The following is a 16,370-nucleotide window of genomic DNA, read 5'->3' as shown; positions in this document are numbered from 1 at the left end:
GGGGTTCGCACCCCAACCTACGTCGGACTACTGCGCCTCGGCGACGTTCGAGCAGCTGGCGTCGTCGCAAGCTTGCCAGCCACCGCCAAGCGCCTTGTACAACGCCACCGCGCGCGTATCGATCGCACTTTCCGATTGCGCCAGCGCATCTTCGGCAGAAAGTTGCACGCGCTCGGCATCCAGCAATTCCAGATAACCGGTCGCGCCTTCCTGATAACGCACACGCGCCAACTCCGCGGCACGCCGGCTTTGATCGGCCTGCGCCATCAACTGCTCCACGCGTCCATGCTCGGCGTTGTAATTGACCACCGCGTTGTCGACATCTTCCACCGCCTGCAGCACGGTGCGCTGGTAATTCGCTTCGGCAGCATCGGCACGCGCTTCGCTGGCATGCAAATTCGAACGCACGCGCTCCACGTTCAAACCGTTCCAGGTAATGCTGGGCATATACGACCACGCGCGCGACGCAGGCCCGCCAAAATTATTGCTTTGCCCGGCGAGAAAGCCGACGAAGCCACCCAGCGTGATGTGCGGAAAGAAATCCGCCTTTGCCACACCGATGCGTGCCGTGGCGGCCGCATATTGCCGTTCCGCGATGCGCACGTCAGGACGGCGTGCCAGCACGTCGCCGTTCTCGCCGATCGGCAGCACGGTGGCGATCGGCTTGAAGGTGGTGGACGAAACATCCACGTCCAGTTCGCCCGGCCGTTCGCCAAGCAGCACCGCCAGCCGGTACTCATAGCTGCGAATCTGTGCATCGAGCACCGGTAATTGCGCCCTGGCCGCGCTGAGCTGTGCGCTGGCGCTCGCTACGTCCTGTTCCGACGCGGTACCGATCTGCGCCCGCGCATTGATCAGCTTCAACGAATCCGCCTGGTTGGCAATGTTGCGTTGGGCAATCGCCAGGCGCTGCTGCGTGCCACGCAATTCGAAGTAGTTGCGTGCGACTTCGGCGAACAAACTCACCTGCGCATCATGCATCGATGCTTCGCTGGCGTCGAGGTCCGCACGCGCCGCTTCCACCGAACGGCGAATACCGCCGAACAGGTCGAGTTCCCACGATGCATCGAAACCCGCCTGATACGTATCGGTGGTCACGCGCTGCGTGGTGAAGCCAGGTTGCTGCTCGCGTGCACGCTGAAAGTCGATCGTCGTATCGATGGTCGGAATCTGATCCGACTTCGCCGTGCCGAGCAGTGCGCGCGATTCGGCCAGCCGTGCCCGCGCGATGCGCAGATCGAGGCTGCCCTTGGCGGCGCGCTGGATCAGCGTATCGAGCACCGGATCGTTGAACTGCTTCCACCACGTGGCCTGGAACTGTGCGTTGCTTTCGCGCGCCGCATCGATGTTCTGCACGTTGGCCGGTGGCGTGTTCGGTGCCTTGTAGTTCGGCCCCACGCTGACGCAACCGGCCAGCGCGAGTGCCGCAAACAAGGTGGTGTTACGTAACAAGCGAGTCATCTCAATGGCCCTCCAAAGCGGGCATGTTGGATGCGTGCTGTTTCTTGCGCGCTTCGCGGCGTTCCACCACGGCACGGATCAGCACGTAGAACAAGGGGGTATAGATCAGGCCGAAGATGGTCACGCCCAGCATGCCGGAGAACACCGCCACGCCCATCGCATGACGCATTTCCGCACCGGCGCCGTGCGAGGTCACCAGCGGCACCACACCCATGATGAAGGCGATCGACGTCATCAGGATCGGGCGCAAGCGCAGGCGAGCCGCTTCCAGCACCGCGTCATAACGTGTCATGCCTTCATGCTGACGTTCGCGTGCGAATTCCACGATCAGGATCGCGTTCTTGCACGCCAGGCCCACCAGCACGATCAAGCCGATCTGGGTAAAGATGTTGTTGTCGCCACCTGACAGCCACACACCGGCAATCGCAGACAGCAGCACCATCGGCACGATCAGGATCACCGCCAGCGGCAGCGACCAGCTCTCGTACAGCGAGGACAGCACCAGGAACACCAGCAGCACGCACAACGGAAACACCAGGATGGCGGTGTTGCCAGCGAGAATCTGCTGGTAGGTGAGCTCGGTCCATTCGTAGCTCATGCCGTTGGGCAGATTGTCCTGCGCCAGTTTTTCCATCGCCGCCTGCGCCTGGCCCGAGCTGAAGCCCGGCGCCGGACCACCGTTGATTTCCGCGGTGATATAGCCGTTGTAGTGCTGCACGCGTTCCAGGCCAGCCGTACGACGCACCGTCAAGAACGAACCCAGCGGCACCATCTCGCCCTTGTCGTTGCGCGTCTTCAACTGCAGGATGTTGTCAGGCTCATGCCGGAACGCGGGTTCGGCCGACACATTCACCTGATACACGCGACCGAAGCGATTGAAGTCGTTCACGTACAACGAACCCAGATAAGCCTGCAGCGCTTCGTTCGCATCATTCAGATCGATGCCTTCCTTCTTCGCCTTCTCGCGATCCACATCCGCATCGATCTGCGGCACGCTCACCTGATAGCTGGAGAACAAGCCCGCCAGCGCCGGTACCTTCTGGCTCTTGGCGATCAGATTCTGCGTCTGCTTGTACAACTCGTCGAAACCAAGCTGCCCGCGATCTTCGATCTGGACGCGGAAACCACCGATGGTGCCGAGGCCCTGCACGGGCGGCGGCGGGAACGTGGCGATATACGCATCCTGGATCGTCGCGAACTTCTGATTCAACGCGGCGGCAATCGCGCCCGCCGACAGCGAAGGATCGCGACGCTCTTCAAATGGCTTCAGCGTCTCGAACACGATGCCGGCGTTGGTGGCATTGGTGAAGCCGTTGATCGACAGACCCGGGAACGCCACCGCGCTCTGCACGCCGGGTTGCTTCAATGCGATCTCCGACATGCGGTGGATCACGTCTTCCGTGCGATCCAGCGACGAGGCATCCGGCAACTGCGCGAATGACACCAGATACTGCTTGTCCTGCTGCGGTACAAAGCCGGTCGGCACGTGATGGAAGCCGAAGCCCGCGAGCGCAATCAGGCCCGCATACACCACCAGCGCTACCGGACCCAGGCCGACAATGCGGCGCACGCCGCCGACGTAGCGATCGGCACTGCGATGGAAGAAGCGATTGAACGGGCGGAAGAACCAGCCGAGCGCCTTGTCCATCAGGATCGCCACGCGGTCCTTCGGTGCATCATGACCACGCAACAGCACCGCAGCGAGCGCCGGGCTCAAGCTGAGCGAGTTGAACGCCGAAATCACCGTGGAAATGGCAATCGTCAACGCGAACTGGCGATAGAACTGACCCGTCAGGCCGCTGATGAATGCGGTCGGGATAAACACGGCGCACAGCACCAGTGCCGTCGCAATGATCGGCCCGGTCACTTCGTTCATCGCGCGTCGCGTGGCTTCGCGTGGCGTGTAGCCGAGTTCGATATTGCGCTCGACGTTTTCCACCACCACGATCGCGTCGTCCACCACGATGCCGATCGCGAGCACCAGGCCGAACAGTGACAACGCGTTGAGCGAAAAGCCCGCCACGTACATCACCGCGAACGTACCGATCAGCGAGACCGGCACGGCGACCAGTGGAATCACCGACGCACGCCAGGTCTGCAGGAAGAGGATCACCACCAGCACGACCAGGAAGATTGCTTCTACCAGCGTATGCGCCACGGCTTCGATCGAACCGCGCACGAACACCGTCGGGTCATAAACGATGTGGTACTCGATGCCCTGTGGGAAGTCCTTGCTCAGTTCCTTCATCGTCGCGCGGACTTCGTCGGAAATCTGGATCGCATTGGAACCGGGCCGCGCAAAGATCGGAATCGCCACCGCCGGCTGGTTGTCCAGCAAGCTGCGCAATGCGTATTGGTTGGAACCCAGTTCGATGCGCGCAACGTCACGCAGATGCACCACGCTGCCGTCCCGATCCGTGCGCACGATGATGTTGCCGAATTCTTCCGTCGTGCTCAGGCGGCCCTGCGTGTGGATATTGAGCTGGAAGTCGGTATTGCCCGGCACCGGCGGCGCATTCAGTGCACCGGCGGCGACGGCGACGTTCTGCTCCTGGATCGCATGCACCACATCGCCGGTGGTCATGCTGCGCTGGGCCAGTTTGTTCGGGTCCAGCCACACACGCATACTGTATTCACCGGCGCCGAACAACTGCACGTCACCCACGCCGTCAAGACGGGCAAGAATGTCCTTGATGTGCAGGCGCGCATAGTTCGACAGATAGAGCATGTCGTAGCGCTTATCCGGCGACGTCAAGTGCACCACCATGGTGAGGTCGGGCGAACTCTTTTGCGTTGTCACGCCCAGGCGCTGCACTTCTTCCGGCAAACGCGGCAAGGCTTGCGAAACGCGGTTCTGCACTTCCACCTGCGCATTGTTGAGGTCGGTGCCGAGCGCGAAGGTGACGGTCAACGTCATCTGGCCGTCGCTGGTCGCCTGCGAGGAGGAATACAGCATGCCTTCCACGCCGTTGATCTGTTCTTCCAGCGGCGTGGCAACGGTTTCGCCGATCACTTCCGGGCTGGCGCCCGGATAGTTGGCGCGCACCACCACAGTGGGCGGCACCACTTCGGGGTATTCGCTGATCGGCAACTTGAACACCGCGATGCTGCCGGCGATCACGAAGATCAGCGAAAGCACGGCGGCCATGATCGGCCGGTCGACGAAAAACTGTGCGATGTTTTTCATGGGGTTCTCTCAATGCTTGCTGCGAGCTACTCCCTCCCCCCTCCGGGGAGAGGGGTGGGTGAGGGGCCGCATTTGCGGCAGTCTTTAACGTTGCCGCGGTTCTTTTGGGGCTCTTCGCAAGATTCGCCCCTCACCTCGGTCCTCTCCCCGGCGGGGAGAGGAAGAAAAGCGAGGCTCAGCCCTGCGAGCGCTTCTGCGCACTCCTGCCATCCGCCTGCGCCGTGCGCGAATCCTTGTTATCCGGATTCGTCTCCGCCGCATCGACCAGGGCCTTGTCCTGCGCATCCAGCCGGTAATCCATCGCCACCTGCTGCGGATTAACTTCCGCACCCGGACGCACATGCTGCAGGCCATTGACCACCACCACGTCGCCGGCGTTGAGGCCGTCATCGATCACGCGCAGGCCATGGAACAGCGGACCAATGTCGACCTTGCGGTACTGCACCTTGTGCTGCCCATCGACCACATACACGAACTGGTTGCTGAGATCCGTGCCGACGGCGCGGTCGTCGATCAACACACGCGAACGCGGCTGACCGGCTTGCAGATGCACGCGTGCGTACAAGCCAGGCGTCAGCAGGCCGTTTTCCTCGTCGAACACGGCGCGCAAGCGCATCGTGCCGGAGCCCGGGCGCACCTGGTTGTCGACGAAATCGATGCGGCCTTCATGCGGATTGCCTTGTTCGTCCGCCAGACCCATGGTGGCTTCGATGCGTGGTGTGCGGCCGTTCTTGATCGCATCACGGCGCAGGCGGTCGAGCTTCAGCCAGGTGTGTTCGTCCACGTCGAAATAGACGTAGACCGGATTGACCGACACCACGCTGGTGAGCACGTCGGAACTCGACACCAGGTTGCCCGCCTGGATGTGCGCGTTGCTGACGCGGCCATCGATCGGTGCGCGTACCTGCGTCCAGTCGAGATTGAGCTTGGCGGTGGCCAGTGCTGCGGTCGATGCCTCCAACGTGGCCTTGGCGCTTTGCTCGGCGGTGTTCTGGCTATCGGCGTCTTCCTGCGACACCGCGTGCTGGGCGAGCAGGCGGCGCGCGCGGTCGGCATTGGCTTGCGCCAGTGCGAGTTGCGCTTTCGCCTGCGCGACGTTGGCGCTCAGCCGATCGACTTCGGCCTGGAACGGGCGCGGATCGATCACGAACAGCACGTCGCCCTTGTGCACTTCGGTGCCTTCCTTGAACAGCACACTGTTTACATAACCGCTGACGCGCGGGCGCACGTCGACGGTATCCACCGCCTGCAACTGGCCGGTGAAATCGGCGCTGTCGCTGACCGGGCGCACCATGACCGGGGCCACGGTCACTTCGGGCGGGCCGCCTTGCGCGCCGGCAGCCTGGGCGTGAGCGCTGCCGCCATGGCTGCCCAGCAGTGCCCAACTGCCGGCAATGGCTGCTACGACCAGGCCGGCCAGGATTGTCTTCTTCAACATCACTCGCTCCCAATTTTTGTCGTTTGCAGGGAAAGGGCAGTCCTGCGCTTTCCGATGCGTCGAGCCGCGCGGATGCCCGGGCTCGGCTACGCCGACATCAAGCGGTTGCCATGCCTGATGCGTGACAGGCCATCCTCTGGTCTGTGCTGACAGGACGCCTATTGCCGTGTCAGACTTCTCTTGTCGCAGTGCAGCAGGATTTGCGACGGAACGAATGATGGGTACACCGTACAGTTTAGAAAATCCGTTCCTTGCGCAAGCCACTCGTGACTCTCAGTCATGAATGGGCGCATAATCACCAGCAGTCCATATTCTGGAACATGCTATGGAAGACTTTTCCGCGATTTCGTCTTTCGTCCGGGTGGTGGAAGCGAAAAGTTTTGCGTCAGCCGCTGCCCAACTGGGCATGACCCCTTCCGGTGTCAGCCGCGCCGTGTCCCGTCTGGAGGAACAACTTGGCGTGCGGCTTCTGTTCCGCTCTACCCGTGCCTTGCGCCTGACCGACGATGGCGCCTCGTTCTATACACGTTGCAAGGAGATCCTTGCCGATCTGGCCGAGGCGACTGAATCGCTGGGTTATGCCCACCGCAAGCCGCAGGGCAAGTTGCGGGTCGGCATGTCGGCATCCGTGGGGCGGGCGGCGATCGTGCCGCAGCTGTCGGAGTTCGAGCGTCGCTATCCGGATATCCGGTTGGAACTGATGATGTGCGACTACCCCTACGACCTGAACGAGGAAGGGGTGGATTGCGCCATTCGCATGGGCGAGCTGGAAGATTCCAGCCTGATCGCCCGCAAGATCGGCTACCTGCGCAATGTGCTGCTGGCGTCCCCGGAATACCTGGAGCGCTACGGGTACCCGGACAGCATCGAAGACCTGAAGAACCACCGCTGCATCAACTATGTCTACGCCAACGGCAAGCCGCGCCTGTGGCAATTCGACACGCCCAACGGCCGCATGGAGCTGGACGTCAATGCGCACCTGTTGATCAACGACGGTGAGTCGGTGATCCAGGCGGCGATGGCGGGCTTAGGCATCATCCAGGCGCCGCATGTGCTGGCGGCCTGTGCACTGGATCTGGGCAAGCTGGAGCCGATCCTTCCCGACACGGTATCCACCGGCAAGAACGTTTGGATCGTCTATCCGCAGAAGAAGCATCTCTCCGCGCGCGTGCAGGCCTTTATCGAGTGGGCGCGCGAGCTGTTCGAGCGACCGTTCGAGGACATCTGCCCGATGGCGCCAGTGGTAGAGGCGTTCCGCCCGCCGTTGCCGGCGGTGCGGAAAGAAAAGCCGGTGCGGGCGCAATGAGCTATTAGCTTCGTAGGCTGGGATGAAATCCCAGCATCGCCATGCATAAAAAAGCTGGGATTGTCATCCCGGCCTACGAGAAGCGTGTCACGCCCCGGCTGGCATCAACAACAACAGCGCCGCCCCCAGCGCAATGCGATACAGCGCGAACCACGTAAAGCGATGCGTGCGGATGTAACCCAGCAACCACTTCACCGCCACGAACGCCACCACCAGCGACACCACGAAGCCGACGATCAGCGCACCCCAATCTTCGTGCGCCGTGCCGCCGCTCTTGAGCACCTTCAGCAACTCATACCCGGTCGCCGCGTACATGGTCGGAATGCCAACCAGAAACGAAAACTCCGTTGCCGCAGGCCGATTGCTGGTGCCGGCCAGCATCGCGGTAAAGATCGTTGCACCCGAGCGCGAGGTGCCCGGAAAAATCCCCGCCACCATCTGCGCCAGGCCGACCAGAATGGCTACTCGCCAGGTCACCTCGCGGCGATCCACCTGCTTGGCCGCAATCGCCTCCGCGCCCAGGATCCAGAAACCGCCAATCAGCAGGGCCCAGGCAATCGGTGTCACCGTTTCCGGGAGCTTGAAGCCATAGTGCGTCACCACCAGGCCAAGCACGCAGGTGATCAGGAACGCCACCAGCAGCTTGAGCAGATAAGCGCGGTTGGCGGGCTCCTGCCATTGGGTCAACAGTTCCCAGATGCGCTTCCAGTAGATCAGCGTGATCGCCAGGATCGCGCCCGCCTGGATGCCGACATTGAACAGGTCGGAGCGGGCGCCAAGCCCGAAGCTTTCAGCAATCAACAGGTGGCCGGTACTGGAGATCGGCAGGAATTCGGTAATACCCTCGATGATGCCGAGCAGGATGACGTTGAGGAGGTCGTGCACGTGGAAGACTCCAGGTGAATGGCGAAGGCGCCGCCGCGACGCCAAAAACGATATAGCGTAAAGCTTAGTGTTGCCTTGCCGGCCGGTTAACCGCGGTGGGCCTTTCCGGATGTGGCGTGACAGGAATCATGCAGTCAACTGGCAAATCCAGCGACACCCAGCAGCATCTGCGCGAGCTTGCCAAGCTGCGTCGCGTGCGCGACCGGATCGACCGGGAATACGCGCAACCGCTGGATGTCGAGGCACTCGCCCGCGGCGTGAACATGTCGGCGGGGCACCTTAGCCGCCAGTTCCGGCTCGCCTATGGCGAATCACCCTATTCCTATTTGATGACACGCCGCATCGAGCGCGCGATGGCGTTGCTGCGCCGTGGCGACCTCAGCGTGACCGATGTCTGCTTCGACGTGGGCTGCTCGTCGCTCGGCACCTTCAGCACGCGCTTTACCGAACTGGTCGGCATGTCGCCCAGCGCGTACCGTCGCCAGCAAGCGCAGGCGACGGAAGGGATGCCCTCATGCGTGGCCAAACAAATCACCCGTCCGATCAGGAATCGAGAAGCGCCGCTGCCCGAGCCGTCATTAGAGTGATCGCACCACTTATCACCAAGGGACGATCACCATGAACCTGAGCATTCATTCCACCTTCCTGCCGCAAACCGATCCGGAAGCATCGCTGGCCTTCTACCGCGATGTGCTCGGCTTCGAAGTCCGCAACGACGTCGCCTACGGCGGGATGCGCTGGATCACCGTCGGTCCGGTCGGCCAGCCCGGCACGTCGATCGTGCTCACGCCGCCGGCCATCACGCCCGGCCTCACCGACGACGAGCGCCGCGCCATCACCGAGATGATGGCCAAGGGCACCTACGCCATGATCATCCTGGCCAGCCAGGACCTCGACGGCACCTTCGAACGCATCCAGGCCACCGGCGCCGAGGTCATCCAGGAGCCGACCGCGCAGCCGTATGGCGTCCGCGATTGCGCCTTCCGCGACCCCGCCGGCAACCACGTTCGCATCAATGAGGTGCGCTGAGCCACGGTGACAGGCACGGCCCCGGCGGCCTTGCGCCGCCGGGTTGAGCGATGAGGTGATCCAAGCACCACACAAGTGCAAATTACGCACTCATATGGTGCAAAAAGGACGCATGCCAATGACCCATTTTTGTGCAATCATTTGAAGTTCCGGGTGTTTTCACATTGGTACGGTGCTTGCTCTAACAGCACGCGCGATCCCCTAAATTCACGAATCATCGAGGTTTTACATGTCCGCCAAGAAAGTGCTCGACCTGATCCAGGAAAAAGAGGTCGAGTTCGTCGACCTGCGTTTCGCCGACATGCTCGGCAAGCACCACCATGTCACCTTTCCGGCCCACGCCATCGACGAATCGACGTTCGAGGACGGCAAGATGTTCGATGGTTCCTCGATCTCGGGCTGGAAGGGCATCAACGAATCGGACATGGTGCTGCTGCCCGACCCGGACACGGCCTACCTCGATCCGTTCAGCGCGCACACCCAGCTGGTCCTGCATTGCGACGTGCTGGAGCCGAGCACCATGCAGGCCTACGGCCGCGATCCGCGCTCCATCGCCAAGCGCGCCGAGGCGTTCCTGAAGTCCACCGGCATCGCCGACACCGCCTTCTTCGGTCCGGAGCCGGAATTCTTCATCTTCGATTCCGTGCGCTGGCAGAACGACATGGGCCGCGTGTTCTATGAAATCGAATCGCAGGAAGCCGCGTGGAGCTCGCGCTTCAAGTACGACGAAGGCAACAGCGGCCATCGTCCGGGCGTGAAGGGCGGCTATTTCCCCGTCAGCCCGGTCGACTCGCTGGGTGACCTGCGCGCCGACATGTGCAAAGTGCTGGAATCGCTCGGCCAGGTGGTGGAAGTGCATCACCACGAAGTGGCCAATGCCGGCCAGTGCGAGATCGGCGTGAAGTTCAACACGCTGGTGACCAAGGCCGATGAGCTGCTGACGCTCAAGTACGTCATCAAGAACGTCGCGCACCAGAATGGCAAGACCGTCACCTTCATGCCCAAGCCGATCGTCGGCGACAACGGCAGCGGCATGCACGTGCATCAGTCGCTGAGCAAGGACGGCAAGAACCTGTTCTCCGGTGATCTGTACGGTGGCCTGTCGCAGCTCGCGCTGTGGTACATCGGCGGCATCTTCAAGCATGCCAAGGCGATCAACGCGTTCGCCAACTCCACCACCAACAGCTACAAACGCCTGGTGCCGGGCTTCGAAGCGCCGGTGATGCTGGCTTACTCCGCGCGCAACCGCTCGGCGAGCTGCCGCATTCCGTTCGTGTCCAATCCGAAGGGCCGTCGCATCGAGCTGCGCTTCCCCGACCCGATCCAGTCCGGCTACCTCACCTTCACCGCGCTGATGATGGCGGGCCTGGACGGCATCTTGAACAAGATCGACCCGGGTGCGCCGGCCGACAAGGATCTCTACGATCTGCCGCCGGAAGAAGAGAAGAACATCCCGCAGGTGTGCTCCAGCCTCGACGCCGCGCTGGAAGCGCTCGACAAGGACCGCGACTTCCTCAAGGCCGGCGGTGTGTTCACCGACGACTTCATCGATGCCTACATCGAACTGAAGATGCAGGAAGTGACGCGCTACCGCGCCAGCACGCATCCGTTGGAATTCCAGATGTACTACGCGATCTGATCGTTGCGGTATGTGATGAAAACGACGGGCGCTTCGGCGCCCGTCGTTTTTTTTGCGTATGTCGCTACAAATTTCAGCGAAGCTATTGAAGATCGATAAACTAGGCAAACTTCTCTACAGCTGACAGCCGCACACGATGAAGAATCTGCAAGCACCGCTTTCAGAGCAGGAACTTACACGCCTGGACCGCCTGCTCCTGATCGGTGATGTCCCGGAAGACGCCATGATCCTCTCTTCGCTGGATGGCTATCTGACGGCGATTGCGGTTGGCCCTGAAACCGTGGCCCCGAGCGAGTGGCTGCCACACGTTTTCAGCGAATCCGAACCGCATATACCGCAGTTCGAGAGTGCGAAAGAGGGTGAGGAACTACTCATCTTGATCATGCGGCGACTGAACCAGATCATTAGCGGGTTGATGAGTCACCCTCGCGAACTCACTCCTATCTACAGCGTGGGCACCCATGGCGAAGACCAGCGCGAGTACCCCGATCCTGAAGCCTGGGCGATGGGCTTCTGGTCAGGCATCGAGCTGCGCTGGGAGAGCTGGCAGCCCTTGCTTGAAAGCGAAAAGGGCCAGGAACTCATCCGCGCCATCCGGCTGCTTGGCGCATCGGAGGTCATCGAGGACGAGGAAGAGCTGACCGCCACGCCATCTCAACGTGAGGCGCTTGGCAAGCAAATACCCGAAGCCGTGATGGACATCTATTTCCACTGGCTGCCATATCGTCATGCAGCGGTCGAACGCACAGTGGCGCAAACCTATGTGCGGGCACATCCCAAGCTCGGCCGCAATGATCCTTGCCCATGCGGAAGCGGCAAAAAGTTCAAGAAGTGCTGCGGAGTGGCCGGAACGGTTCACTGAAACCTGGTTTCCTCCCGGTCTTGCAAGGCGGCATAGTTGCTGAATTAATCCCGTTCTGAACCAGGGACCGCGGAGATCAGCATGAAGCCGGAAGATCAGGCGCGCACAATCATCGATCAGAAACTGGCATCAGCCGGCTGGATCGTTCAGGACTTCAAAGCCATCAACCTGGGTGCCGGCAATGGCGTGGCCGTGCGCGAATACCCCTTCGACAAGGATGCCGGCACCAAGGACGCCGGCAGGCCCCAGGCCGACTACGTACTGTTCGTCGACCGCGAGCCTGTCGGCGTGATCGAAGCCAAGCGCGATGAAGAGGGCCAGAACCTCACTGTCCATGAGACACAGACCGAAGGCTACGCAGCCGCCAAACTCAAGTGGCGCAAGCACGGCGAGCCTTTGCGCTTTCTCTATGAGAGCACCGGTCAAATCATCCACTTCACCGATAGTCGCGATCCCCATCCGCGTGCGCGCGAAATCTTTCACTTCTTCCGTCCGCAGATGCTGGTGGATTGGGCACACGAGCCTCACACCCTGCGTTACCGGCTTGCGCATGCGATGCCGTCGCTGCCCGAGCGCAACCTGCGCGACTGCCAGATCAACGCCATCAACGGCCTGGAAAAATCGCTGGCGAAGAATCATCCGCGCGCATTGGTCCATATGGCCACCGGCGCAGGCAAAACCTTCACCGCCATCACCTCGGTCTATCGTCTGCTGAAGTTCGCAGGCGCGCGCCGCATCCTGTTCCTGGTCGATACGCGCAACCTCGGCAAGCAGGCCCACCAGGAGTTCATGGCCTACACGCCGCCGGACGACGGCCGCAAGTTCACCGAGCTGTACAACGTGCAGCGCCTGGCAAGCAGTCGCATCGATCCGCAGGCGCAAGTCTGCATCAGCACCATCCAGCGCATGTATGCCATTCTCTCCGGCGAAGCCATCGACGATTCCGCCGAAGATATTTCACTTGCCGAGATTCCGCAGGCCGGCAAACAGCCCAAACTGGTGCGCTACAACCACGCGGTGCCGATCGAAACCTTCGACTTCATCGTCATCGACGAATGTCATCGCAGCATCTACAACCTGTGGAAGCAGGTGCTGGATTACTTCGACGCCTTTCTGATCGGCCTTACCGCCACGCCGGACAATCGCACCTACGGCTTCTTCAATGAAAACGTCGTGGCCGAATACAGCTACGAGCAATCCGTACTCGATGGCGTCAACGTCGGCTACGAAGTGTACGAAATCGAAACCGCGATCACTCGCGCAGGTGCCGAGGTGAACGAGGGGGAATGGGTCGACCATCGCGATCGCCAAACCCGAAAGAAGCGTTGGGCCGAAACCGAAGAAGATACGGTTTATTCGTCCACCGACCTCGACAAGTCGGTGGTCAATCCCAGTCAGATCCGGCTGGTCATCCAGACCATGAAAAACGCCGTGGAGACCCGACTTTTTCCCGAGCGCAAGGAAGTACCCAAAACTCTGATTTTCGCCAAGACCGACAGCCACGCCGATGACATCATCCACACCGTCCGCCAGGTTTACGGCCAGGGCAACGCCTTCTGCAAAAAGGTCACCTACAAAGCCGAAGAGGATGCGGACACCATCCTGGCCAGCTTCCGCAACGACTACCATCCGCGCATCGCCGTCACCGTGGACATGATCGCCACCGGCACCGACGTCAAACCGCTGGAAGTGCTGCTATTCATGCGCGACGTGCGCAGCCGCGGCTATTACGAGCAGATGAAGGGCCGCGGTGTGCGCAGCCTGGACGCCGAATCGCTGAAAAAAGTCAGCAACAGCGCCGACAGCGCCAAGACTCATTTCTGGCTGATCGACGCGGTGGGCGTGGAAAAAACCCTGAAAACCGAAAGCCGCTCGCTGGAGAAGAAACCCAATCTATCGCTGGACACGCTGCTAAAAACCGTGGCCGTCGGCGGCCGCGACGAAGACACTGTGCTCAGCCTAGGCAACCGCCTGGTGCGCATGGTCAAGCAGTTGGACGACAAGGCACAGGCACGCATCAAGCAGGCTGCCGGCGGTATCGCCCTCAACGATCTGGCGCGGCGCCTGATCGAAGCCGTCGATCCGGATCGCGTAGTGGCCGACGCGCTGGATGCCGCCAAGGCTGCCGGCATCACTGCTGGTGAAAACACGCTCACCTCCGAACAGCTCGATGCGGCCCGCCAGCGTCGTATCAATGCCGCATGCCAGCCTTTCGACGACCCACGGCTGCGTGACCTGATCGAAACCATCCGCCGCGAGCGCGAGCAACTGATCGATCACATCAATCTGGATCAGATCACTTTCCAGGGCTTCAGCGCCCAGGCCGAAACGCAGGCACAGGCCACCGTGCAGGCATTCGCCGATTACCTGCGCGCCAATAAGGACGAGATTGCCGCTCTCGCCTTTTTCTACCAGCAACCGTACCAGCGCCGGCAACTCACCTTCGACATGATCGAGGAGCTGCACGATGCGCTATCGCGCCCGCCCTTGATGCTTACCACTGAACGACTGTGGTCGGCCTACTCCCGTGTGCAAGCGTCCAAGGTGGACGGTGCCGGCACGCGTCGACAACTCACCGACCTCATCGCTCTCGTCCGTTTCGCACTAGGCATGGATGACGAACTGCACCCGTTTGCCGACACCGTCGACAAACGCTTCCAGACCTGGATTTTCCGGCACAATGCGCAACGCGCCACCGCCTTCACCCCGGAGCAGACCGAGTGGCTGCGCATGATCAAGGACCATATCGCGTCGAGTTGCTCGATCAGCCGCGAGGACTTTGATTACGCGCAATTGGCGGCGAAGGGTGGCTTGCAGAAGGCGTGGCAGGTGTTTGGCGAGCAGCTGGATGGGTTGCTGGCGGAGATGAATGAGGAGTTGGTTGCTTGAGCAGTTCAGATGAGACCAGTTGGCCGCTACCAAGGACATGGTCGTGGACAACTGCGGGTGACATTGCCCAAGTCGTTGGTGGGGGTACCCCGGATACCACAGATGCCAGGAACTTTGGCGGAATGATTCCCTGGATCACCCCGGCGGACATGTCTACGCATGTAGGCAAGGCAATTACAGGCGGATCTCGTTCGCTGACCGAAACGGGACTTTCTGGATCGGGGGCAAAGTGGTTACCCGAAGGCGCGGTTCTCTTTAGCTCGCGGGCGCCTATTGGGTACACAGCAATTGCCTTGAGGGCGGTTACTACCAACCAAGGTTTTAAGAGCTTCATACCCGAATCTTGCGTAAGCTCTGATTACCTCTATCACTGGCTAACTAGTTCTAAGGAACGCGCAGAGAAGCTAGCAAGCGGAACCACATTCTTGGAATTATCCGGAGCCAAAGCCGCATTGCTCCCAGTTCCTTTGGCGCCTTTCGCCGAACAAAGTCGCATCGTCGAAAAACTCGAAGAGCTGCTCTCCGAACTCGATGCCGGCGTAGCCGAACTGAAGGCAGCGCAGCGCAAGCTGGCGCAGTATCGCCAATCGCTGTTGAAAGCCGCCGTGGAAGGCGCGCTAACCGCCGATTGGCGCACGACTCGAGCACGGAGCGGCAAGCCACAGGAAACCGGCGCCGAGCTGCTGCAACGCATCCTTGCCGAACGCCGCGCTCGTTGGGAAGCCGTGCAGCTTGCCAAGTTTTCTGAGCAAGGTAAGGTCCCATCTAAGTGGTGGCAGTCGAAATATCCTGAACCTATCGCACCCGACCTTACCCGCTTGCCAACTTTACCTGCGAGCTGGTCATGGGCAACAGTCGATCAGCTAACACCAGAGGATTTGGCGAATGGCCGGTCTGTCCCGAGCGCTGAGAGCGGTGCAAAAGTTCTTCGCCTTACTGCCGTGAAGAATGGCAGCATTGATCTCCATGAGTACAAATTGGGTGCTTGGTCAGATAAAGAAGCGCAACCATTCGCCGTAGCTGATGGTGATTTGCTAATCGTTCGAGGCAATGGTTCGTTGTCATTAGTGGGGCGCCTAGGGCTTGTACGGGGCGTATCGGAACAAATTGCATATCCCGATACATTGATCCGCCTCCGTGTAATCGAGTCAGTCGTATTGCCTGGCTGGATCGGTCGTAATTGGGATACTTCACTTTCCAGGGACCATCTTGAGGGAAGGGCAAGAACATCGGCGGGTATTTACAAAATCTCCCAGCCGGACATCATTTCCGTAACTGTGCCCGTGCCACCGATCGCCGAACAGATTGAGGTTTTGTCTCTGCTAGAACGCTTCGACGAGCAATTGACCGCTATAGATAAGGTGCTGGAAAGAGAATTAAGGCAAGCCGAAGCCCAACGCAAAAACATCCTCAAAGCCGCCTTCTCCGGCAAGCTGGTACCGCAAGACCCCAACGACGAACCCGCCAGTGTGCTGCTGGAACGCATCCGCGCCGAACGCTCTGTTGAAGCTGCGAAAGCCACAAGAAAGCGCGCCCGCAAAGCCAAGGAGAACGAATGAACTACGCACGTCCATGGATGGATTTCTCGGGCCAGCTCCAACTATTGAAATCACGCGGCATGGAAGTCAGCAACGAGGCGGCCGCCGTGAGTTACCTTGAGCGGATCGGCTACTA

General features: G+C 60.8%; 11 protein-coding genes. 7 read left to right on the top strand and 4 right to left on the bottom strand.

Annotated features, from left to right (window positions below; all coding sequences use genetic code 11):
- Nucleotides 1-27: 27 nt before the first annotated feature.
- From VJR68_RS04045 to VJR68_RS04035, 3 genes are all read right to left on the bottom strand, one after another.
- A complete protein-coding gene (locus VJR68_RS04045; RefSeq protein ID WP_324146268.1) occupies nt 28-1,461 on the bottom strand; it encodes an efflux transporter outer membrane subunit in 1,434 nt (477 codons plus the stop codon).
- 1 nt (nt 1,462) lies between these two features.
- Nucleotides 1,463-4,648 carry an efflux RND transporter permease subunit gene (locus tag VJR68_RS04040; RefSeq protein ID WP_324146267.1) on the bottom strand — a complete coding sequence of 1,062 codons (3,186 nt, stop codon included), beginning with the start codon at nt 4,646-4,648 and terminating at the stop codon, nt 1,463-1,465.
- A 175-nt stretch (nt 4,649-4,823) separates the two neighbouring features.
- A complete protein-coding gene (locus VJR68_RS04035; protein WP_324146266.1) occupies nt 4,824-6,086 on the bottom strand; it encodes an efflux RND transporter periplasmic adaptor subunit in 1,263 nt (420 codons plus the stop codon).
- A 325-nt stretch (nt 6,087-6,411) separates the two neighbouring features.
- On the opposite strand from VJR68_RS04035, the gene VJR68_RS04030 reads away from it, so the two are divergent.
- Nucleotides 6,412-7,392, top strand: a complete 981-nt coding sequence (locus VJR68_RS04030; protein ID WP_324146265.1) for a LysR family transcriptional regulator — start codon at nt 6,412-6,414, stop codon at nt 7,390-7,392.
- Nucleotides 7,393-7,479: 87 nt separating this feature from the next.
- On the opposite strand, the gene VJR68_RS04025 is transcribed toward VJR68_RS04030, so the two are convergent.
- On the bottom strand, nt 7,480-8,277 hold the full coding sequence (locus VJR68_RS04025; RefSeq protein ID WP_324146264.1) for an undecaprenyl-diphosphate phosphatase: 798 nt from the start codon (nt 8,275-8,277) through the stop codon (nt 7,480-7,482).
- A gap of 116 nt (nt 8,278-8,393) precedes the next feature.
- On the opposite strand from VJR68_RS04025, the gene VJR68_RS04020 reads away from it, so the two are divergent.
- The 6 genes from VJR68_RS04020 (at nt 8,394) to VJR68_RS03990 (ending at nt 16,255) form a co-directional block, all read left to right on the top strand.
- A complete protein-coding gene (locus tag VJR68_RS04020) occupies nt 8,394-8,864 on the top strand; it encodes a helix-turn-helix transcriptional regulator (protein WP_324146263.1) in 471 nt (156 codons plus the stop codon).
- A 31-nt stretch (nt 8,865-8,895) separates the two neighbouring features.
- On the top strand, nt 8,896-9,306 hold the full coding sequence (locus VJR68_RS04015) for a VOC family protein (RefSeq protein WP_324146262.1): 411 nt from the start codon (nt 8,896-8,898) through the stop codon (nt 9,304-9,306).
- A 229-nt stretch (nt 9,307-9,535) separates the two neighbouring features.
- Complete coding sequence (gene glnA / locus VJR68_RS04010; RefSeq protein ID WP_324146261.1) at nt 9,536-10,945, top strand: type I glutamate--ammonia ligase; 1,410 nt, start codon at nt 9,536-9,538, stop codon at nt 10,943-10,945.
- Between the two features lie 136 nt (nt 10,946-11,081).
- Entirely contained in the window at nt 11,082-11,807 is a 726-nt protein-coding gene (locus VJR68_RS04005) for a UPF0149 family protein (RefSeq protein ID WP_345786039.1), read from the top strand.
- An 81-nt stretch (nt 11,808-11,888) separates the two neighbouring features.
- Complete coding sequence (locus tag VJR68_RS03995) at nt 11,889-14,696, top strand: type I restriction-modification enzyme R subunit C-terminal domain-containing protein (protein ID WP_324146260.1); 2,808 nt, start codon at nt 11,889-11,891, stop codon at nt 14,694-14,696.
- Nucleotides 14,693-16,255, top strand: coding sequence for a restriction endonuclease subunit S (locus tag VJR68_RS03990; protein WP_324146259.1), 1,563 nt, complete (start codon nt 14,693-14,695; stop codon nt 16,253-16,255). Before VJR68_RS03995 ends, VJR68_RS03990 begins: the two co-directional genes overlap by 4 nt.
- Nucleotides 16,256-16,370 lie beyond the last annotated feature (115 nt).

The organism is Dyella sp., assembly GCF_035277725.1.
GTDB lineage: Bacteria > Pseudomonadota > Gammaproteobacteria > Xanthomonadales > Rhodanobacteraceae > Dyella_B.
This window is presented reverse-complemented; position numbering and strand designations above follow the sequence as displayed.